This window comes from Microbacterium sp. LMI1x-1-1.1, assembly GCF_040676205.1.
Classification (GTDB): Bacteria; Actinomycetota; Actinomycetes; order Actinomycetales; family Microbacteriaceae; genus Microbacterium; species Microbacterium aquilitoris.
Genome location: NZ_JBEGHM010000001.1, coordinates 1,055,031 through 1,075,129, shown reverse-complemented (window position 1 = coordinate 1,075,129; position 20,099 = coordinate 1,055,031). Strand labels below are relative to the sequence as shown.

Here is a 20,099-nt window from a genome sequence, read left to right as displayed (position 1 = left end):
TCAGTCCTCGACGACCGTGACGGTGACCTCGATGTTGCCGCGCGTGGCGTTCGAGTAGGGGCACACTTGGTGTGCGGCGTCGGCGAGCGCCTGCGCCTGGTCGTGCGGGAGGTTCGGGATGACGACCTCGAGCTGCACGGCGAGACCGAAGCCGCCCTCGCCGTTGGATCCGATGCTGACGCGCGAGCCGACGCTGGTGTCCTCGAGGGTCACCTTCTGGGCGCGAGCGACGGACTGGAGGGCGCTGTGGAAGCACGCGGCGTAGCCCGCGGCGAAGAAGACCTCGGGGTTCGGAGCGCCACCGGCGCCACCCATCTCCTTGGGAACGCGCACGTCGGTGTCGACGAGGCCGTCGACGGTGCGGACGTGTCCGTTGCGGCCGCCTCCGGTCGCGAGTGCTTCTGCGGTGTAGAGAGCTTCCATGATGTCCTTCGGGTCAGGAGGCGATTGCCTCGTCGGTGGTACGCATGACGCGGTTCAGGTCGTGGACCACGTCGAGCAGCATCCGCGCCTTCTCCTCGTCGAGTCCGGTGCAGCGCGCGATCTCCGCGCCGACGACGGACAGCTCCGAGCGGAGCGCACGGCCGTCGTCCGTCAGCGAGACCTCGACGACACGGTCGTCGTGAGGGCTGCGCGAACGGGAGACGATGCCGCGCGCCTCGAGGCGGCGGATGAGCGGCGAGAGGGTCCCGGAATCGAGGAAGAGCTCAGCGCCCAACTCCTTGACCGACCGGGGCTCCTGATCGCCGAGAGCGACGATGACGAGGTACTGCGGGTACGTCAGCTTCCACGGCGCGAGCACGCGCCGATACGCCTGTCCGAAGGCGTGGCTGGCCGAGTACACCCCGAAGCACACCATCTGCTCGATCGCTCTCATGTCTTTATGGTTGCACGCAATTGAGTTGTGCACAACTTAACTGAGGGTGAACGATCCTCGCGATCGTTCGTAGAGTAAGCGGATGCGTCGTGTACTCGTCTTCTCGGGCGGTGCGGATTACGCCGACCCGTGGCATCCGTTCGTCGAAACGAGTGCGATCGTCGCGGAGGTGCTCCGGGAGGAGGGCGACGCCACCGTCGTCGACACGCTTGAAGACCTCGCCGCGCGGATCGACGCTGCGGACCTACTCGTGATCAATGCGGGCGGCGGCACCGCGCCGCATCCGCTCGACTCGCGCCTGGCCGAGATCCTCGCGGGGTACCGCGGTCCGCTTCTCGTCCTGCACGTCGCGGCGACGCTGCTGCCGGAGCACGCGGCGTGGGAGGCACGGCTCGGCGGACGCTGGGTGCGCGACGTGACCTTTCACCCCGAGCGCGGACCGCTGCACGTGCGGCCCGTCTCGGCATCCGTGGCAGACCTCGCCGACCTCGACACGGTGGATGAGGCGTACACGGCGCTGCGGGTCTCTCCCGACGCCGACGTCCTTCTCGTGCACGACGACGCCGACGGGGTCGCGCACGCGCTCGCCTGGACGCACGAGAACGACGGATGCCGCGCCGCCTACAGCGCACTCGGTCACGACGCGGAGGCCTACGGGTCCCCGCTCGCCCCGGAGCTCATCCGGCGACTCACCCGCTGGCTGCTCGCCTGAGCCTGGAGTACGTACATCCCGGACTCAGGTGGCTGGATCGTGTCAACGGATGCTCGTCGACACAGATGTCACGACCGTCGGGCGAGAGGGCGCGCGCGGTATGGAACGATGAGGCGATGTCCGAGCTCCGCCATCGACTGCGCACGACGTTTCGCTGGCTGGGCGACCGCACCGATCCGGACTTCCGTGCGGATGTGACGGGTTGGTGGCGAGACGCCGACATCCTCGGTGGGATGGGCGCCGCGCTCTCCCGGCTTTTCCCCGACGAGGAGCCCACTGTGGTTATGGGGACGCAGTCGAGAGGGAGTCTGCTCGGTGTCCTGTGTGCACAGCACCTCGGGGTGGGGTTCGCGGAAGTGCGGAAGAACCCGGGTTGCGCGGCGGACAGCGATGCGTGGTGGCAGGTGACCACGGCTCCTGATTACCGCGATGAACACCTCGAGCTCGGAGTCCGCCGAAATCTGCTGCGGTCGGGCGATACCGTGTTGTTCGTCGACGACTGGGCCGCGACGGGCGCCCAAGCGACGGCGTCGCGCACGTTGGTGCAGATGAGCGGCGCGAAATGGTGTGGTGCTGCTGTCGTGGTCGACGGCCTCGAGAGCTCCGCAGTGCGGCGAGATCTCAATCTCCGCTCACTGCTCCATGTCCGCGATCTCTGACGACGCGCCTCGGCACGGACCGCAAGTCACCCGCTGGGCGCTCGCCCGACCACGCACCAACAAGAAAAGCCCCGCCGAAGCGGAGCTTTTCTCAGACTGTCTCAACACAGTGTGCGCCCGAATGGACTCGAACCCCTAACCTTCTGATCCGTAGAGAGAACGGTGGCAACTCGGAGGTGCTCGGGAGCACACTGGCCCGCGCGCGCCCTGCCCCACTTCGCCCCGAGATCTTGTGGTTTGAGGTTCGGCGTGTGCGGGTCAATCGGAGCCGCACCGAGCGGGTCGGAGCGGCGCGTGCGAGCTGTTTCAGAGCTGGAACCGGCCCGTCGCGCGCAGCCTCAGACGCGACGTTTGATCGCGCCCGAAGCGAACCACTGCACTAGTGGGACGGCAAGCAGAACCGCAGCCTCGGCCTCAGCTTGAGTATTGGGCGCCCAGTCAGGCTGGCCAGCGTGACGGCCCTGCCCAGCCCAGAGCATCTGCACCATGCCGAGAATGACAGCATCGGCAGGGAAGTCAGCATGCTGCTTCTTGATGTCGAGACCCCACCCGCTCTGATCACGCATGACTGTGAACACCTTGCCGAGTGTCGCCGTTCGGTCGGACGGAATGACGACGGGGACGGTAGCTGCCTCTACCGCCAGAACAGCGTTGGTGTACGCCGACACCGGGTTCGGTGAGACACCAAACGCCGCGTGCCAGGCCTTCGCGAGGAGCTCACCAGCATGACCCGGCAATGCCATGGCACTTTCGGCCGCTTCGCGCACTCCGTCGGATACCCGGTCCTCGAGACCTGCATTGCCCGCTCTGGTGCCGACGGTCCATTTGGAACCGCTGCGACGCAATATCTCTTCGAGATCTTCCAGGCGAGCTCCCCCGCCGTATTCGCCTGAAACGAGGTAGACCAAATAGTCCAGGAAGTGGATGTAAAGGTTCTCCCCCTCTGCGTCATCTTGGAGCTCCCTCTCGAGCGCGTCGAATCCGTAGTCTTCGAACACTTCCGATAGCGGAGACTCTCGCCGAGTGAGTTGGTCGAACGCGCGCACACGCGCGATCCAGCGAAGGTTGCGACCTTCACTTACGTAATGGACTCGCGGTTTCAGCCAAGCTTTCAACCCGCTTCGCATCCACGCTGGGACACCGTCTACCAGCACCGGGGAGTCTGACCGGGCGCGGCCCATGGGAGTCCAATTCACGATCCCATGATGGACCATGCCTCGGACGTCAGACCGAGGTCAGTCGCATGAAGGCTCTAACGGCGGATGAGGATGCCGAACTCGTCGGGGTCGGTCCCGTTGCCGGTCGCCTGGTCAGCGATCCCGGCCCGGCGCATCAGTCCTGCCCGCTCACCCACGCCGAGCCGTCACGGCGAGCCATCCGGGGCGAGGTACTGGGGGCCGCGGGCGCCGGAGTGCTCACTGCGCTCGCTGAAGATCGCTTTGTAATCGGGTGCCATGGCGTCGTCCTCTCGTTGCCCTCGGACACAGCGTAGGGCGACGACTCCGCATCGACGGCGGAGTTCGACGCTACGACCCTCGTCTCTCTGCATCAGCTTCGAGGATCGGCCTGCAGGCGATGCCGTCCCTCGGAAGCAGCGCGAGAAGAGTCGCCGCGTACCATTCGGGCCGGTCACGACACAGCTCCCGAGACTCAATACCTTCGGTGGCCACCCATTGGGCGCCGCGCCTACCCGCTGCGAGCAACAACGTCATCTCGCCCTGCGTACCCACCACACTTCCAACAACTTGTTCCCCACCGCGCAGGCTCACGGCCTCGCGGGCGAGCCAAGGTTGAAGCAACACCGAAAAAGCCAAGAACCCCAGCGCTGATGCCGCGATCCAGTTGTTTGTGTTCTGGTCGAATAAGGGCGCGTTCTTTGCTGGAGGCGCCAGGCCCGCCTTCACGGCCCTCTTGCTCGCCCAGCGGTGAATCACGAGGTAGACGATCCATCCGACGAGCCACCCGATCAGCAGCGGCACAGTGAATGTAGACAAGACGATTCCCGACAGGGGAATCCAGAGCAACGCTGTCCGCATCTGTGCCGAGAACGGCGCGCCATCCCGATTGCCGGCCAGAACCCACTTCCGGAATGCGGGCTGGATGAAAATGAGAGGCACCACGAGGACCATGCCCGTTAACACCGAGGAGGTTAGGAGTTGCGTCCTGTCGACAATAGCGAGCACCGAGAGCGCCGTTGGCATATCGAACCCTGCCACGAAGTAGACCCTCAGGATTGCGATCACTACCAGGAACAGCGCGCCAAGTAGGGCCAAGTGGCGATCGACGAAGCGCCTGAGCGGCGTGCCTGCCCCGGCACTCGCTTGAGCCTCTGTCACGACCTCATCCTGCCGCAGGGCACTGACATACGCACTGCCCAGTCCAAGCGCATGTCAAGCTCGTCCGATCATCACTTGCCGAGCTGTCGATCGCGACGGTTTGCAACGTGGCGCGCCGACAGGTCGAGCAAGGGACGAATCGCACCTTGAGCGGCGCGCTTCAAGTCGTCATGGCTATATAGGCCACCACCACCCATGCCACGCATGAAGCCCACGTCCCATCCATCGACGGTGGGCTCGAATGTGATTCCGAAGCCCTCCTGCTCACCCAACGCGATCAATTCTCCGACGGCGCGGAGAGTCTCATCATCAAAGTTGGCCATAGCTGCCTCTACTCCGCGTCTCGCAACAGCTTCTGCGCGGTCCGAACCACGAGCACTGTCGCTTGCGCGGCCGCGAACGCATCAACATCGGCGATGTCTCCATGCGTAACCTTCTGCGCGAGGTCCCAAACCGCTCGCATCGTCGACCTCAACTCAGCTTTGTCTTTTCCGACCGCGTACTTCGCGAGGAACAGGTCAAACCATGCCTTCGCATCCCCCGCCTTTGGAGCCGGCTGTCCATCGGGCAGTAGAGAGGGATCCGCGATGAGCTTGCCGAAGTCAATCAGGATCTCGCGGCTTCGCCTACCAACGTCCTGCCATCCGTCGCGATCGCGAGCAGAGGAGTATTCCTCAATGAGGCCCAATATGCGCGCGTTGAGGTTCTCCCAGCTTGGCGAGTCATCGTCCGCAGCGGGATCGTGGATTCCACCCCGCGCCTCGATGTTGTCGAGCTGTTCCAGCGCCGCCTGCGTCAATTCCCGGACGTGGGTGCGGCGCTCGTGATAGGTGGCGAGATTCTGCGAATAGAAGCCGTGCCAATCCCACAGACCGTTCCAAGGAAACGGAGGCTCGAGCCCGAGTCGACGGAAGTTCGCATTAAGTGTGCGAGTGTCTCGCTGCCACTGCCCATCGACATTCTGGATGCGCTCACCGCCCGTCCCCACAGACACGATTGTGTTCGCCTGCGCCTGTAGCAGACCCCTGAGCGCGTCAATACTCATCGCGGGCGGGGTCTCGTTTCGCCTGGGATCGAACAGGCCGTCAATTGCGTCTGACACGCCCTCATCTTGGCAGTTGGGTGTTCTGGCCGCACTGTCCGGTCGGAGCTGTTCCAGAGCTGTTCGGTGTTGTGCGCAGCGAAGCGTCGCCAGACAAGACAGAAGGCCAGAAGCCACGCGAGATGTGTGGTTCCGGCCTTCTTACTGTCTCAACACAGTGTGCGCCCGAAGGGACTCGAACCCCTAACCTTCTGATCCGTAGTCAGATGCTCTATCCATTGAGCTACGGGCGCATGGCCTGTTTCCGGGCCGAGGAACAGCATACGTCACGTCGGGCCCCAATCCGAAATCGGGCCGCTACTCCATCTCCCCCGGGTCGATCCCGGCGGGATCGGACTCGAGGATCGGCTCGGGTTCGACGCCGCCGTCGCGGAGCGCCTGCTGCTTCGCGACGCTCCGGCGGTGCGCGCGGAGCTTCGGCAGGTCGACCAGGCGCAGCGCCTGCATGCGGGCCACCCGCATCCGCTCGTAGTCGGCGTCCAGGTCGGGACGCGCCGCGGCGATCCGCAGCGACCGGTCGATGTTCTTCGACACCTCGGCCCAGGCGGCGTCGCGCGCATCCGCGATGAGCTTGCGCAGCTCCTCCTGATCTTCCGACCGGGCGCGCAGCTCCTTCGCGACGTGCAGGGACTGCTTGCGGCGGCGGCGCAGGTTGCGGACGTCGCGACTGCGGTAGTCGTGCGTGCCGCTCGAATCGGAGTACCGGTTGCGGGCGGCCTTGCGCTCGCGCTCGGTGCGGGCGGCATCCGCTTCGGCCTCTTCAGCGAGAGAGATCAGGATGTCGCGGGCATCGCCGACGAAGCGATCCGAATCGAAGTCGTCACCGTCGACGAGGATGTCGACCAGGATGCGGTTCTTCAACGCCAAACGAGTCGCCGCGGACGCGATGTAGAGCCCCTCGGCGACGACGTCTCGGGTCCTGACCCGCTCATTGTCCGTCAACGCTCACCCCTTGCCTCCAGTCTACCGAGCAGGGGGTGTCGGATGCCGGTCAGCTGAGCGACGGCAGCGCGTGGCCTGCGGGCCCATCACCGCGCAGCGGCGGGAACCGCCACGCGAGCGACGCCGGGCCGTTCGGTGCGATGTCGACGTGAAGGGTGTGCGGGGTCTGGATCATCCGCAGCCGTGCGTGCCACGTGCCGTCGGCACCGACGCCGGCGACGGAGCGGAACGGCACCGCGTCGAGTCCCGCGGCGGGCGCGGGCCACTCCCCCGCGGCCCAGTCGCCTCGCCCGACCGGCAGCGTCACGTCGATCCCTTCGCCCAGGAATCGGATGCTCCAGCCGCCGTCGGCCTCGGTCACCTCGACGCGCTCAGCGCCGGGAACCGGCCCGTTGCTCGTGAAGGGTCCGGGAGGGTAAACGGCCGCGTCCACGTCGAACGTTCCCGAGAAGCCCGTGCCGCTGTCATCCGGCAACGGCAGGGCCAGCGACGACAGCCGCTCGGCGAGCGCAGCATCCGCGTCCTTGGGGCCGGCACCGGCCATCGCGGGACGCAGGTGCTCGGTGATGAGGCTGAGGAGGGTCTGCATGTCGATGGTCTCGGCCGTCGTGATGATGACGGCGTCCTCTTCGGGCCAGACGATGATGAACTGCCCGTACGCGCCGTCACCGCGGAAGCCGTTCCGGTTCATCCAGTATTGGAAGCCGTAGCCCTGCTGCCAGTCGATCGGGTCGGGGGCTCCGGGACCGCGGTGCGCGGTGTCGTTGTCCATCTGCTTCGAGGTCGCCGCAGCGACCCACTCGGGGTCGAGGATCTGCTCGCCCTGCCAACGCCCCTTGTCGAGCATGAGCTGACCGGTCTTGGCGAGCGACTCGGTGAAGACGTGGATGCCGCTGAAGCCCATCTCGACGTCGCCGATCATCATCCACTGCGCCTCGTCGATGCCGAGGGGCTCGAGCAGCCTCGGGCGCAGGTAGTCGAGGATCGTGCCACCGGTCGTCTTGGCGACCAACCGCCCGACGCCGTAGATCGTCGGCTGACTGTAGGCGAAGACCGTGCCCGGCTCCCGATCCGGCGCGACGCGGAAGAAGCCGCCGAGCAGATCGCCGCCCGCGTCGCGCGAGGCCGTCGCGGCGCGGTCGAGGGTTTCGCTCTCGTGACCGCTCGACATCGAGAGCGCGTGCCGCACGAGATACCGGCGGTACTTCTCATCGAGGTCGTCGGGAACGAGTTCGGGGAAGTGGTCGACCATCACGTCGTCGAGCCCGAAGCGCCCCTCCGAGATCGCCAGGCCCGCCGCGGCCGAGGTGAACGTCTTCGACAGCGAGTAGACGAGGTGCTTCAGATCGGGCGCGAACGGCGCCCACCACCCCTCCGCGATGACGTGCCCGTGGCGGAGCACCATGAGGCTGTGCATCTCGGTATCGGTCTGACCGATCGCATCGATCAGACGGTCGACACCGGCGGCATCCACCCCCTGCGCTGACGGAGTGGACCGGGGCAGGGAGGAGGACGTCGACGTCATGCCGCCATCCTACGAAGGGCTTCCCCTCAGAGGGCCGAGATGCGCCAGGATGCCGCGAAGGTCGCTCCGGGCGCCAAGACGAGCAGTCCCGTGTCGTAGTCGTAGTCGCTCGCATTGAACGCATCGGGCGCGCACGTCATCGGCTCGACCGCGAGGCCCTTCCGGTGCCCCGGGTGGGCGGCTCCGGTCGGCTTGTCGGCGGTGTGCACCTGCACCCACGGGCACTCGGCACCCCAGCTGACTTCGACGCCGACACCCGAGGGATCCGTGACGCGGACCGCGGCCGTGCCGTCGGCATCCTTCTCGATGTCGGTGAACGCGTGGTCGAGCTCGACGTCGCCGAGGACCCGCGGTGCGCGACGGTCGAAACGGTCGGCCTCGTACTCGGCGACGGGGTGCACGGCGACGGGGCTGAGCCGGTCGGGCGTGACTTCGAGGACGGATGCGGCGGGCAGCGCGAGCGTCCACTCGTCGAGCGGCGCGGGGCCGGCGACCACGTACGGGTGCGGGCCGGTGCCGAACGGCGCGGGCTTCGTGCCGAGATTCCGGGCCCGGACGGTCTGGGTCAGGCCGTCCGCGGCGAGCGCGAACGTCGTCTCGACGCGGACCCGCCACGGGTAGCCGGTCTGCGGCTCGATGGTCGCGGCGATCGTCACGCTGCTGTCGGTACGCTCGACCTCCGCGAAGTCGAGCCAGGCCACGAGCCCGTGGAGCGCGTGCGAGCGGTTCGGCTCGGTGAGCGGGGTCACGAGCTCCTCGCCGTCGAACTCGTACTCGCCGTCGACGATGCGGTTCGGCCAGGGCGCGAGGGTCGCACCCCGGTAGTCGGGTCGCACCTGGTCTGCCTCGAACGGGACGACGAGATCACGACCGTCGTGGCGCAACTCGCGGAGCGTCGCTCCTACCGAGGCGATGACGGCGTCGTAGGCGCCGGAGCGCAGCGAGAACTGGACGCCCGAGAGCGGGGCGGGGGCTGAGGTCACGGGCGGAGCATCACTTTCAGGGCGGCGCGGTCATCCATCAGGCGATAGCCGTCAGCGGCCTCGCCGAGGCTCAGCTCGCGATCGAAGACGGCCCCGGGATCGACTGTACCGTCGAGGACTCCCGGGAGGAGTTCGTCGATGTAGGCGCGGACCGGCGCGACGCCGCCGGTGACGGTGACGTTCTTCTCGAACTGCACGCGCTGCAGCGGCGCCTCGGTGTACTGCGGGGCGCCGACGCGCGACATCGTGCCGCCCGCGCGCACCGCGCCGAGCGCCTGCTCGTAGGCGGGGAGGTGGCCGACGGCGTCGATGACGACGTGCGCGCCGAGCCCGCCCGTGAGCTCGCGGACGGCCGCGACCCCCTCGTCGCCGCGCTCGGCGACGACGTCGGTCGCACCGTAACGGCGGCCGAGGTCGGTGCGCGCCTCGTGGCGGCCCATGAGGATGATGCGCTCCGCGCCGAGCTGCCGAGCAGACAGGACGGCGAGCAGGCCCACGGCGCCGTCGCCGATCACCACCACGTCCTTGCCGGGTTCCACACCACCGGTGACCGCGGCGTGCCAGCCCGTGCCGTACACGTCGCTCAGCGTGAGGAGCCCCGGCATCCGCTCGTCGTCCTCGGCGATGTCCACGCGGTACAGCGTGCCGTCGGCGAAGGGGGCGCGGCGGCGTTCGGCCTGCGCGCCGCCGGCGCCCGTGGGCTTCGTGGTCCCGGCGTTCACGCACGAGGTCTGCAGGCCCGCTCGGCAGAACTCGCACTCGCCGCACGAGAAGACGAACGGCACGATGACGACGTCACCCGGCGAGACGGTGCGGACGTCGGCGCCGACCTCTTCGACCACGCCGATCATCTCGTGCCCCATCGAGCGTCCCGCGTCGTCCGGCTGCATGGAGTGGTACGGGTGCAGGTCGCTGCCGCACACGCACGCCACGACGGTGCGGAGCACGGCGTCGGTGGGCTGTTCGATCCGGGGCTCGGGTGCGTCGACCACGCGGACGTCACCGGGGCCGTACATGTAAGCAGCTCGCATCCTCCGATTCAACTACGGATGCCGCGCCCGCGCGCCGTGCCAGGCTGTGGGCATGAGCGCGGTCCATGATGTGGCGGTCGTCGGCGCGGGTCTCGCGGGGCTCCGCGCCGCCACCCTGCTCGCCCGCGCCGGGCGGGACGTCGTGCTGCTCGAGGCGCAGGACGAGGTGGGCGGCCGACAGCGGACCGACCGCGTCGACGGGTTCCTGCTCGACCGCGGTTTCCAGGTGATCAATCCCCGTTACGACGCGCTGGCCCGCGCGGTCGACCCCGCCGACCTCGATCTGCGGCCGTTCCCCGTCGGCGTCCGCGTGGTGCGCGGCGCCCGGTCGAACGTTCTCGCTCACCCCGTGCGCCACCCCGGGATGCTGCCCGCCACGATCGCGGGCGCGCTGTCGGGACTCGTGGCGCCGGCGGACGTCGTGGGCGCCGTGCGGTGGCTGCTGCCGGGGCTCGTGCGACCGGCATCCGTCGCCCACGGCCCGGATGAGACGCTGCACGAGGCGTGGGACCGCGCCGGCCTCACGGGGCCGCTGCGGCGGTCGGTGCTCGAGCCGTTCCTGACCGGAGTGCTCGCCGACGACGGCGCCGCGACCTCGGCGGCCTACGCCACGCTGATCACGCGGCTGTTCGCGCTCGGGCGACCGGGCGTTCCGGCGGCGGGCGTCGCCGCGCTGCCGCGACGGCTCGCCGAGCTCGCGCGCGCGGCGGGTGCGGAGATCCGGCTGTCGCACCCGGTCGACGGCGTGACGGTGAACGGCGCCCGGGTCGACCTCGACGGCGGTGTGGCGGCGCGCGAGGTGATCGTCGCGGTCGGCGGCGAGCACCTGTCGCGGCTGACGGGCGAGCCGGCGCCGCCGATGCGGGGTCTGCAGACGTGGTGGTTCGGGACGGGGGCGGAGGCACCGGCATCCGCTCTGCTCGCGGTCGACGGCGAGCGCGCGGGTCCGATCGTGAACAGCGTCGTGATGTCAAGCACCGCTCCCGGGTACGCGCCCGCGGGGAGGCACCTCGTCGCCGCGAGCTGCCTGTTGCGGGATGCCGCCGACGAGACGAGCGTGCGCGCACAGCTCGCGCGGATGTGGGGCGGCGAGGCGGCGACGTGGGAGCTGCTGCGACGCGACGACATCCCGCACGCGCTGCCCGCGTTCGCGCCGCCGATGCGGCATGCATCCCCGGTGAGACTGTCGGAGCGGGTGGTCGTCGCGGGCGATCACCGCGAGACGCCGTCGATCGCAGGCGCCCTCGTGTCAGGCGAGCGCGCGGCGGCGTCGGTGCTCGGTCAGGGCTGATCGCCGGTCGCGACGGGGCGGTCGGGGTGGTTCGACCACTGGCTCCACGATCCGCCGTACAGCGCGGCGTCGATGCCGGCGAGGCTGAGCGCGAACGCCGCCTGCGCGGCCGACACCCCCGAGCCGCAGCTGACGCCGACGGTCGTGTCGCCCGTGACGCCGAGCGCCTCGTAGCGTGCGCGCAGTTCCTCCGGCGAACGGAACCGACCGTGCTCGTCGACGTTCCCGCCGGTGGGCGCGTTCACCGCGCCCGGGATGTGACCGGCCCGCGGATCGATGGGTTCGACGTCGCCCCGGTAGCGCTCGGGCGCACGGACGTCGAACAGGATGCCGCTGGTCGGCAGCTCCGCGGCCTCGTCGATGTCGAGGCGAGTGAGGTGCCGCGGGGTGAGCGCGACGTCTCCGCGGGCGGCGTGGACCGTCCCTGACTCGAGCGCAAGCCCGGCGTCGCGCCAGGCCCGCAGGCCGCCGTCGAGGACGCGGACGTCGGGCACACCGGCATCCGTCAGCACCCACCAGGCACGCGAGGCGCCGAACGTCTGCCAGTCGTCGTAGACGACGACGGTGTCGCCGCGGTCGACGCCCCAGCGCCGCGCGGCCGTCTGCAGGTCGGCGATCTCGGGCAGCGGATGCCGGCCGTCCTCGGGCGTGCCATGGGCGGCGAGTTCGTCGTCGAGGCTCACGTACACGGCGGTCGGGATATGACCCGCCTCGTAGTCGTCCCGTCCGTCGGGGCGGTCGAGACGCCACCGGACGTCGAGGACCGTGAGGGGGGCGGCATCCCGGATCATATCGTCGAGCTCTGCAGGGCTGATCAGTCGCGCACGCGTCATGCCCCGACCCTACGACGCCCGACGCGACGATGCCGGAGCCCCGTCGGACGGGGCCCCGGCATGTGCGTGGGAGTGCGGGTCTAACGCGCGCAGGCGATCAGTTGCCGAGCACGCCGTCGACGAGGTCGTTCACGCTCGAGGAGACGTCGCCGACCGTGCTGTCGACGTCACCGGTGATGTCCTTGACGAGGTCGCCGGTCTTCGAGGAGACATCGCTCGAGACGTCGCCGACCTCACCCGAGACATCCGTCTTCGGGGAGACATCGGTCTTCGGGGCGACGTCGGCCTTGGGCGAGACGTCGGTCTTGGGCGAGACGTCGGTCGTGTTGCCCGAGCCCACGTCGTTGCCGTTGCCGACCTCGTTGCCCGAGCCGAGCGGCGCGTCGACCTTCGTGTCGTTGCCCGAGCCGAGCGGAGCGCTCACGTCGTTGCCCGAGCCGATGGGGGCGTCGTTGCCGGAGCCGATGTCGCCGACGGACAGCCCGCCCGTCGACACGTCGCCCAGGAGGGGACCGTCGAGCAGCGAGCCGATGGAGCTCTCGAGAGCCTTGTTGGCGTTGAGGAAGTCGGTGAACCCCTCGGCCGCCGTAGTTGTGGTGGTGGTGTCTTCGCTCTGCGCGGCGTTCGCCGGGAGGGCGAATCCGGCGGTGAGAGCGACGGCCGCGAGGCCGGTCGAGCCGAGGACGATGGTCCGCTTCAGGTTGGTACGCATGGTGTGTTTTCCTTCCTTCAGTGCGGCTTTCGCACGATCGGTTGTCCGGTCACGGCCGCAGATCGGATTGGATCGGATGCCGGAGCAGCCGCCGACCGGACGGTGACCAGCCCACGCGTCCCGCAGGATTCCGGGCGACGAGCGGCATCCTGAAAAGTTGTTATGAGGCGTCGCAGCGCGGCGCCCGGGTCAGGATTGTGCAAGTGGTCGGCAGGAAGTTCCATGACCACGCCGACCTGAAGGAGATCCGTGACCACGCCGACGCACATCCTCCAGGAGAACGGCTCCAGCAGATTCCCCCTGATCGACAATCTGCGGTCATTCGAGGACCAGCTCCGGTTCACCCTGACGCAGATGGACGGCTCCTCCTTCTGGGCGCTCAGCCTGTGGCGCGCGCCCGAGGGCGCCAACCTGCGCGCGAGCCTGCCTCCCTCGGAGAACTACATCCAATGCGCCGGTGATGCCGTAGGCGTGACGGTCGAGGTCCGTTCGACCGACGCCACCGGCACGGCGCACCAGTACACCGTCGGCAAGCCCGGTACGCCCTCGCCGGGAGAACCCACCGAGACGATCCGCTGGGACAGCGGGCGACGCAGCACGACGGTCCATGCGCACGAGGTGTTCACCCTCGATGAGGCCGCAGAGATGTTCATCGCCTACTACCGCGACGACCGCGTGCCCGCCGAGAACACCCTGCGCGAGCTCGGCGGCGCCTGACACCCCCCGACCCGACGCAAGCGGCATCCATTCATCGCGGATGATCGCCGTTTCCGTCGGGTCGAGACCTCGCTCATGGTCGCCGTCGATGGGGCGTTCTCCCCATCGCGGCCGAGGGTGTGCCGTGGCTACTGTCGATGGCGGAGGTGGTCGCCGTGGGGATGATGTTGCCCAATGAGTTGATCTGGATCATGGACAAGATGGGGCTCGAGTGGCCCGACATCGACGAGGACGAGGTCCACAAGGCAGCCGACCTCGTGCGCGGGTACCGCGACGACATGGAGTCGATCATCCAAGCCGTCGACAGTCGCGTGAACGGCGACCTGGCCACGGCGCTGCAGGGCAACGCCGGCACGGCGCAGGTCGAGGGGTGGAATCGAAACCGCTCCGACAACATGCAGAAGCTCCTCGATGTGCTCGGCCCCGCAGCGACGGGGATCGACATCGCGGGTGGCATCGTCCTCGCGATGAAGATCAAGGTCATCGCCGAGGTGACCCTGACCCTCATGCAGCTCGTGCCGTTGCTCGCCGCAGGCCCGCTCGGCGCCGGCGGCGCGGCGCTGCTGCTGCTCGCACGCAAGAAGCTCCTCTCCATGGCCATGGAAGCGACGATCGAGCAGGTGATCAACGAGGTGCTGCCGCTGGCGGTCGAGCCGCTCGCCGAGCAGGTCCCGGTGATCGTCATGGCCCTCATGGACGCCCCCGTCGTGGAGGGTGCCATCGGCGACGTGGACGAGTTCGAAGCCGACCTCGAGGCGCTGGAAGCAGCCGCCGACGAGATGGACGCGCAGGCCGTCGACATCGAGGACCGCACCGATCGGCTCCTCGCCGACCTCGCCAACCTGCAGATCTCGGGAGACTGACATGACCATGAAGAGCCTCATGCGCGAGATCGTCGACGCCGTCGACGGCGCGGGTCGCGAGTTCAAGAAGGGGTTCGGGGGTGCGTTCCGCAAGCGCGGCGGCAAGCACCGCGCGGACGCCGCACGCATCCGGGGCACGGACCGACGCAACAGCGCCGACGCCGGGCAGCACCGGCGCGACGCACCCGTCGCCACCCACGCCGCGGAGTACGACATGCTCACGGATGTCAGTCGCGGAGTCGACCAGCTCGGCCGCACCGGGCGCCACGCCGCGCCGGACTACAACGTCGCGAACGACCTCGGAACCTCGGTCGGCAAGGCTGTGCGCGAGACCCCGCGCGAGGTGCTGGACGACGTGCTCGGCACGCCGAAGAAGATCCCGGGGCAGGTCGTCGAGGAGCTGTACGAGGATGCCATCGGGCAGGACAACCCCGACGCGTACGGCAAGAAGAGCCGCGGTGACATGGAGTTCCTCGCTCCCAGCGGCGAGGCGGCAGACCTGCGCGGACTGAATCAGGCCGGCATCGAGGAACGGTTCGGCCTCACGCCCGGCGCGCTGGACGGCGCGACGTGGGAGGTCCGCCCCGTACCCGGGACCACCTTCGTCACCATCGACGTCTCCCGCCCCGAGGAGTGACCGGCCGGTCGAGGGGTCGCAGATGGTCGCGGTGAAGGCGGCGGGACGACCATCTGCGACGCCTCGGCGACGGCTCAGCCGCGCAATGCGTCGGGCGCGACGCCGAGCAGCGCGGCGAGCGCGCGGCGGGTGAGGTCGGTGCGCGCGGGGTCGGCGCGCCAGCGCACGAGACCCTGCGCGCCGAGGCCGTCGATGATCGCGAGCAGGTGCCAGGCGATCGCGTCGGCGTCGATCGCACCGAACTCGCCGCGCTCGCGGCCGCGGTCGATCTCGGCGGCGAGCGCGCGCTGCCACGCGTCCATCTCGGCGCGCACCCGCACGGCGAGCTCCTCGTTGCGGGTGCCCAGCGCCCACCCCTGTACCCAGACGAGGGTGACGTCGTTCGGTTCCTCACCGAAGACGGTGTCGAGCAGGATGCCGAGGCGCGTCGTCGCGGCATCCGTCACCCGCATCGCGGCCAGCACCGCGGCGAGCTCCTCGGCGACGACAGCGCCGAAAGCCTCAGCCACCAGCACGTCCATCCCGTCGGCGTGGTGCGCGACGAGCCCGGGCGCGACGCCGACCCGGGCGGCGACCGCGCGCAGGGTGACGGCGTCGAGGCCGTCGGCGAGCGCGATCTCTCGAGCGGCGAGGGCGATCTCCTCGCGACGCTCGGCGGGGCTCTTGCGGGCCCGGCGGGCAGTTGACGCCTGAGACATCGACTCGGTAGCCTCCCCTTGTTGATCAATTGATCAATAAGTTACCCGAGGATGGAGGAGCCCGCCATGGCCTGGCGCATGCCGAGCGAGACCGCCGCGCACGAGCGCACCTGGATGGCCTTCCCCCGTGAGGGCTTCACCCTCGGCGACACCGATTCCGAGCGCGAAGAGGGCTACGCGACCTGGACGGCCGTCGCCGCCGCGGTGGCGCGCTTCGAGCCGGTGACCATGGTCGTCGACCCGACCGAGACGGCCCGCGCGCGGCGCATGCTGCCAGGCGAGGTGACCATCGTCGAGGCCCCCGTCGACGAGTTCTGGATGCGGGACCACGGCCCCACCTTCGTCGTCGACGACGAGCGGCCCGGCGCCCTCGGCGCCGTCGACTGGATCTTCAACGGCTGGGGCGCCCCCGACTGGGCCGAATGGCAGAAGTCAGCGGCCCACGCCCGGCTGATCGCCGGCGAGGTCGGTGCCGAGCTGATCCCCTCCGACATCGTCAACGAAGGTGGCGGCATCCACGTCGACGGCGAGGGCACCGTCCTGCTCACGCAGACCGTGCAGCTCGACCCGCGACGCAACCCCACCGCCGACCGCGCGCGCATCGAAGCCGAGATGGCACGCACCCTCGGCGCGACCCACGCCGTCTGGCTGAGCCAGGGGCTCACCCGCGACTACGACGACCTCGGCACGAACGGTCACGTCGACATCGTCGCGACGATCCCCTCGCCGGGCCGCATCCTGCTCCACGATCAGCGCGATCCCGCGCACCCCGATCACGCCGTGACCGCAACGCTGCGCCGAGAACTGGAGGCGCAGACGGATGCCGCCGGTCGCCGCTTCGAGATCGTGTCGCTCCCCGCACCCGAGACCCTCACCGACGCGCACGGCCCCGTCGACTGGAGCTACGTCAACCACCTCGTCGTGAACGGCGGCGTCATCGCGTGCGGGTTCGGCGAGGAACGGGCGGATGCCGAGGCGCGGGAGATCCTCGCGATGGCCTACCCGGGCCGCAGGGTCGTCACGGTCGATGCCCGTGGCCTGTTCGCCCGCGGCGGCGGCATCCACTGCATCACGCAGCAGCAGCCGAAGGTGACCCGATGATCGACGTCGTCGAAGCGTCCATCGCCGACCTCCGCGCGGCGCTGGAATCCGGCGAGACGACCGCGGTCGAGCTCGTCGACGCCTACCTCGCCCGCATCGCGGCGTACGACGGGCCTGACACCGAGACGGCGCTGAACGCCGTCGTGGTGCACAACCCCGACGCGCGCGCCGAGGCCGCGGCATCCGATGCCCGTCGGGCCCGCGGCGACACGCTCGGTCCGCTCGACGGCATCCCGTACACGGCGAAGGACAGCTACCTCGTGCGGGGCCTCACTGCTGCGGCAGGCTCCCCCGCGTTCGCGGAGCTCGTCGCCCAGCGCGACGCGTTCACGATCGAACGGCTCCGCGCCGGCGGGGGGATCTGCCTCGGCCTCACGAACATGCCCCCGATGGCGAACGGCGGTATGCAGCGCGGGGTCTACGGCCGTGCCGAGAGCCCCTACAACGCGGACTGGCTCACCGCTCCCTTCGCGAGCGGCTCGTCGAACGGCTCGGGCACCGCGACGGCTGCGAGCTTCGCCGCGTTCGGCCTGGGTGAAGAGACCTGGTCGTCGGGTCGCGGTCCCGCCTCGAACAACGCGCTCTGCGCCTACACCCCGTCGCGCGGGGTCATCTCGGTGCGCGGCAACTGGCCGCTCGTCCCGACGATGGACGTCGTCGTGCCGCACACCCGCACGATGGCCGACCTGCTCGAGGTGCTCGACGTCGTCGTCGCCGACGACCCCGAGACGCGCGGCGACTTCTGGCGCGTCCAGCCCTGGGTCGAGCTCCCCGCCGCGTCGAGCGTGCGGCCCTCGTCGTACCCGGCGCTCGCAGCGGGCGCCTCGCTCGACGGGGTGCGCCTCGGCATCCCGCGCATGTACATCGGTGAGGACCCGGATGCCGGGACGGGCACGACGATCGGCGGTCCGACCGGTCAGCGCATCGAGACGCGGGAGTCCATCCTCGAGCTGTGGCGCGCGGCACGTGCCGACCTCGAAGCCGCCGGAGCGACCGTCGTAGAAGTCGACTTCCCCGTCGTGAGCGACTACGAGGGAGACCGCGTGGGCGCCAGGACGATCGAGGACCGCCTCCCGGCGGGATACCTGGACCGCGAGATCGTCGACCTGTCGGCGTGGGCGTGGGAGGACTTCCTCGACGCGAATGGCGACCCAGCGCTCTCGTCACTCGCAGACGTCGACGGTGCGACGATCTTCCCGCATCCGCCCGGCGCCCTCCCCGACCGCTACACCGGCTTCGACGACGACATCGGCGAGTACCCCGACTGGGTGCGATCGCACCCGGGCGCGACGCTCGACGACATGCCCGAGCTGGCTGACGGCCTCCGCGCACTCGAAGATGTCCGCCGCACCGACCTGGAGGAGTGGATGGATGCCGCCGGCCTCGACGCCGTCATCTTCCCCGCCGTCGCCGACGTCGGCCCCGCCGACATGGACGTGAATGCCGCCTCGGCCGACCTCGGGTGGCGCAACGGTGTGTGGATCGCCAACGGCAACCTCGCGATCCGACACCTCGGCATCCCCACCGTCACCGTCCCGATGGGCACGATGACCGATATCCGGATGCCGGTGGGCCTCACCTTCGTCGGGCGCGCCTACGACGATTCCGCCCTGCTCCGCCTCGGCGTAGCCTTCGAACGTCTGGGTACCCGCCGGACGCCGCCGCCGCGCACACCCGCGCTCCCCCGCACCACCTCGGAGACCCGATGACCCAGCCCGCACGCATGCACGATGTGACCGACGAGACCCGTCAGATCGTCGACCTCGTCCTCGACTATTCGCGGCAGCGGCTGCTCACCGACGACAACCCGCTCGACAAGCCGCTGCCCCCGGCCGAGCTCGCCCGCCTCGCCGGTGTGACGATCAGCGAGCAGGGCATCGGCGCGCGCAAGGCGCTGGGCGTCTTCGAGCATGTCCTAGCACCGGCCTGCATCACGACCGACGACCCGCGGTATCTGTCGTTCATCCCCAGTGCGCCGTCGAAGGCAGCCGCGGCGTTCGACCTCGTCGTCTCGGCGAGCGCGCTCTACGGCGGGTCCTGGCTCGAAGGCGCGGGTGCCGTCCACGCCGAGAACGAGGTGCTCCGCTGGCTCGCGAACGAGTTCGGCCTGCCCGCGACCGCTGGCGGTGTGTTCGTGCAGGGCGGGACGCTCGGCAACCTGTCGGCGCTCGTGGCCGCACGGGAGACCGCCCGGGAACGCGGCATCCGTCCTGACCGCTGGCGCGTGGTCTGCTCGGCCGAGGCGCACTCCTCGATCGCGTCGGCGGCCCGCGTCATGGATGTCGAGGTCGTCCCCGTCGCTCCGGATGCCGGGGGTGTGCTGCGCGGAGATGCGGTGCGCGCCGCGCTCGAGGAGCACGGCGACAGCGTGTTCGCCGTGGTCGCGACCGCCGGGTCGACGAACTTCGGGATCGTCGACGACATCGCGTCGGTCGCCGAGGCGACCCGGGAGTTCGGTGTGTGGCTGCACGTCGACGGCGCCTACGGACTCGCGGCAGCACTGTCGCCCGAGGCGCGGCACTACTTCGCCGGGCTCGAGCATGCGGACTCGCTCATCGTCGATCCGCACAAGTGGCTGTTCGCACCGTTCGACGCGTGCGCCCTGCTCTACCGCGACCCCGAACTCGGCCGTCGCGCGCACACGCAGCACGCCGAGTACCTCGACACCCTCACCGAGACGAGCGACTGGAGCCCGTCGGACTTCGCCGCGCACCTCACGCGCCGAGCACGCGGCCTGCCGCTGTGGTTCTCGCTCGCGACCTATGGCGCCGAGGTCTACCGCGAGGCGATCACGTCATCGATCACGCTGGCCGAACGGATCGCCGCCGAGATCGAGTCGCGCGACGAGTTCGAGCTCGTGCGGCATCCGCAGCTGAGCGTCGTCGTCTTCGAGCGGCGCGGGTGGACCAAGGACGACTACACCGCCTGGTCGAACCGTCTGCTCGACGACCAGCACGCCTTCGTCACGCCGTCGAGCCACGCCGGCCGCACCAACGCCCGTTTCGCGATCCTGAACCCCCGCACGACGTTCGAGGACCTCGTCGGCATCCTGAACACGATGCGCTGAGCGGGTCGCCCCG

22 protein-coding genes and 1 tRNA gene are annotated in these 20,099 nt (G+C 69.4%); 9 read left to right on the top strand and 14 right to left on the bottom strand.

Annotation, left to right across the window (positions count from 1 at the left end):
* Together MRBLMI1x_RS05225 and MRBLMI1x_RS05220 are read right to left on the bottom strand one after the other, a co-directional pair.
* Positions 1–423, bottom strand: coding sequence for an organic hydroperoxide resistance protein (locus MRBLMI1x_RS05225; RefSeq protein WP_020097977.1), 423 nt, complete (start codon positions 421–423; stop codon positions 1–3).
* Between the two features lie 13 nt (positions 424–436).
* Positions 437–859: a MarR family winged helix-turn-helix transcriptional regulator gene (locus tag MRBLMI1x_RS05220; RefSeq protein ID WP_020097976.1), complete on the bottom strand. Its 423-nt coding sequence runs from the start codon at positions 857–859 to the stop codon at positions 437–439.
* A gap of 100 nt (positions 860–959) precedes the next feature.
* Here MRBLMI1x_RS05220 and MRBLMI1x_RS05215 point away from each other — a divergent pair, with 100 nt between their 5' ends.
* Together MRBLMI1x_RS05215 and MRBLMI1x_RS05210 are read left to right on the top strand one after the other, a co-directional pair.
* The gene (locus MRBLMI1x_RS05215; protein WP_363456827.1) at positions 960–1,589 is read left to right on the top strand and encodes a ThuA domain-containing protein; all 630 of its coding nucleotides are present in this window, start codon (positions 960–962) and stop codon (positions 1,587–1,589) included.
* A 116-nt stretch (positions 1,590–1,705) separates the two neighbouring features.
* Complete coding sequence (locus MRBLMI1x_RS05210; protein ID WP_363456824.1) at positions 1,706–2,248, top strand: adenine phosphoribosyltransferase; 543 nt, start codon at positions 1,706–1,708, stop codon at positions 2,246–2,248.
* Positions 2,249–2,586: 338 nt separating this feature from the next.
* Here MRBLMI1x_RS05210 and MRBLMI1x_RS05205 read toward each other — a convergent pair whose 3' ends face one another.
* From MRBLMI1x_RS05205 to MRBLMI1x_RS05165, 9 genes are all read right to left on the bottom strand, one after another.
* Positions 2,587–3,246 (bottom strand): hypothetical protein, encoded by a 660-nt coding sequence (locus tag MRBLMI1x_RS05205; protein WP_363456821.1) that lies wholly within the window; start codon positions 3,244–3,246, stop codon positions 2,587–2,589.
* A gap of 528 nt (positions 3,247–3,774) precedes the next feature.
* Positions 3,775–4,584, bottom strand: coding sequence for a hypothetical protein (locus MRBLMI1x_RS05200; protein WP_363456818.1), 810 nt, complete (start codon positions 4,582–4,584; stop codon positions 3,775–3,777).
* Between the two features lie 71 nt (positions 4,585–4,655).
* Positions 4,656–4,907 (bottom strand): hypothetical protein, encoded by a 252-nt coding sequence (locus tag MRBLMI1x_RS05195; protein WP_363456815.1) that lies wholly within the window; start codon positions 4,905–4,907, stop codon positions 4,656–4,658.
* Between the two features lie 8 nt (positions 4,908–4,915).
* Positions 4,916–5,686, bottom strand: coding sequence for a hypothetical protein (locus tag MRBLMI1x_RS05190; RefSeq protein ID WP_363456812.1), 771 nt, complete (start codon positions 5,684–5,686; stop codon positions 4,916–4,918).
* A gap of 160 nt (positions 5,687–5,846) precedes the next feature.
* Positions 5,847–5,919, bottom strand: a tRNA-Arg gene (locus MRBLMI1x_RS05185).
* A 64-nt stretch (positions 5,920–5,983) separates the two neighbouring features.
* Entirely contained in the window at positions 5,984–6,628 is a 645-nt protein-coding gene (locus MRBLMI1x_RS05180; protein WP_363456809.1) for an asparagine synthase, read from the bottom strand.
* Between the two features lie 49 nt (positions 6,629–6,677).
* Entirely contained in the window at positions 6,678–8,153 is a 1,476-nt protein-coding gene (locus MRBLMI1x_RS05175) for a serine hydrolase domain-containing protein (protein WP_363456806.1), read from the bottom strand.
* Between the two features lie 26 nt (positions 8,154–8,179).
* Positions 8,180–9,136, bottom strand: coding sequence for an aldose 1-epimerase family protein (locus MRBLMI1x_RS05170; RefSeq protein WP_363456803.1), 957 nt, complete (start codon positions 9,134–9,136; stop codon positions 8,180–8,182).
* Positions 9,133–10,167: a zinc-binding dehydrogenase gene (locus MRBLMI1x_RS05165; RefSeq protein ID WP_363456800.1), complete on the bottom strand. Its 1,035-nt coding sequence runs from the start codon at positions 10,165–10,167 to the stop codon at positions 9,133–9,135. The genes MRBLMI1x_RS05170 and MRBLMI1x_RS05165 overlap by 4 nt, the downstream gene beginning before the upstream one ends.
* A gap of 52 nt (positions 10,168–10,219) precedes the next feature.
* Here MRBLMI1x_RS05165 and MRBLMI1x_RS05160 point away from each other — a divergent pair, with 52 nt between their 5' ends.
* Positions 10,220–11,458 (top strand): NAD(P)/FAD-dependent oxidoreductase, encoded by a 1,239-nt coding sequence (locus MRBLMI1x_RS05160; protein ID WP_363456797.1) that lies wholly within the window; start codon positions 10,220–10,222, stop codon positions 11,456–11,458.
* Here MRBLMI1x_RS05160 and MRBLMI1x_RS05155 read toward each other — a convergent pair.
* Together MRBLMI1x_RS05155 and MRBLMI1x_RS05150 are read right to left on the bottom strand one after the other, a co-directional pair.
* Complete coding sequence (locus tag MRBLMI1x_RS05155) at positions 11,449–12,291, bottom strand: sulfurtransferase (RefSeq protein WP_363456794.1); 843 nt, start codon at positions 12,289–12,291, stop codon at positions 11,449–11,451. The two genes, MRBLMI1x_RS05160 and MRBLMI1x_RS05155, sit on opposite strands and share 10 nt — an antisense overlap.
* Before the next feature lie 97 nt (positions 12,292–12,388).
* On the bottom strand, positions 12,389–13,003 hold the full coding sequence (locus tag MRBLMI1x_RS05150) for a hypothetical protein (protein WP_363456791.1): 615 nt from the start codon (positions 13,001–13,003) through the stop codon (positions 12,389–12,391).
* Positions 13,004–13,252: 249 nt separating this feature from the next.
* Between MRBLMI1x_RS05150 and MRBLMI1x_RS05145 the strand changes: the two genes are divergently transcribed.
* The 3 genes from MRBLMI1x_RS05145 (at position 13,253) to MRBLMI1x_RS05135 (ending at position 15,220) form a co-directional block, all read left to right on the top strand.
* Complete coding sequence (locus MRBLMI1x_RS05145; protein ID WP_363456788.1) at positions 13,253–13,720, top strand: hypothetical protein; 468 nt, start codon at positions 13,253–13,255, stop codon at positions 13,718–13,720.
* A 137-nt stretch (positions 13,721–13,857) separates the two neighbouring features.
* Positions 13,858–14,583, top strand: coding sequence for a hypothetical protein (locus MRBLMI1x_RS05140; RefSeq protein WP_081626405.1), 726 nt, complete (start codon positions 13,858–13,860; stop codon positions 14,581–14,583).
* A gap of 1 nt (position 14,584) precedes the next feature.
* Positions 14,585–15,220 (top strand): hypothetical protein, encoded by a 636-nt coding sequence (locus MRBLMI1x_RS05135; RefSeq protein ID WP_363456784.1) that lies wholly within the window; start codon positions 14,585–14,587, stop codon positions 15,218–15,220.
* A 74-nt stretch (positions 15,221–15,294) separates the two neighbouring features.
* Here the strand turns inward: MRBLMI1x_RS05135 and MRBLMI1x_RS05130 are convergent, their stop codons facing one another.
* Positions 15,295–15,918 (bottom strand): TetR/AcrR family transcriptional regulator, encoded by a 624-nt coding sequence (locus MRBLMI1x_RS05130; protein WP_363456781.1) that lies wholly within the window; start codon positions 15,916–15,918, stop codon positions 15,295–15,297.
* A 66-nt stretch (positions 15,919–15,984) separates the two neighbouring features.
* On the opposite strand from MRBLMI1x_RS05130, the gene MRBLMI1x_RS05125 reads away from it, so the two are divergent.
* Genes MRBLMI1x_RS05125 through MRBLMI1x_RS05115 form a run of 3 tightly spaced genes read left to right on the top strand, consistent with a single transcriptional unit; the run spans position 15,985 to position 20,086 of the window.
* The gene (locus MRBLMI1x_RS05125) at positions 15,985–17,019 is read left to right on the top strand and encodes an agmatine deiminase family protein (RefSeq protein ID WP_363456778.1); all 1,035 of its coding nucleotides are present in this window, start codon (positions 15,985–15,987) and stop codon (positions 17,017–17,019) included.
* Positions 17,016–18,728 carry an amidase gene (locus MRBLMI1x_RS05120; protein ID WP_363456775.1) on the top strand — a complete coding sequence of 571 codons (1,713 nt, stop codon included), beginning with the start codon at positions 17,016–17,018 and terminating at the stop codon, positions 18,726–18,728. Before MRBLMI1x_RS05125 ends, MRBLMI1x_RS05120 begins: the two co-directional genes overlap by 4 nt.
* On the top strand, positions 18,725–20,086 hold the full coding sequence (locus tag MRBLMI1x_RS05115; protein WP_116228109.1) for an aminotransferase class V-fold PLP-dependent enzyme: 1,362 nt from the start codon (positions 18,725–18,727) through the stop codon (positions 20,084–20,086). The genes MRBLMI1x_RS05120 and MRBLMI1x_RS05115 overlap by 4 nt, the downstream gene beginning before the upstream one ends.
* The last annotated feature ends 13 nt before the right edge of the window (positions 20,087–20,099 follow it).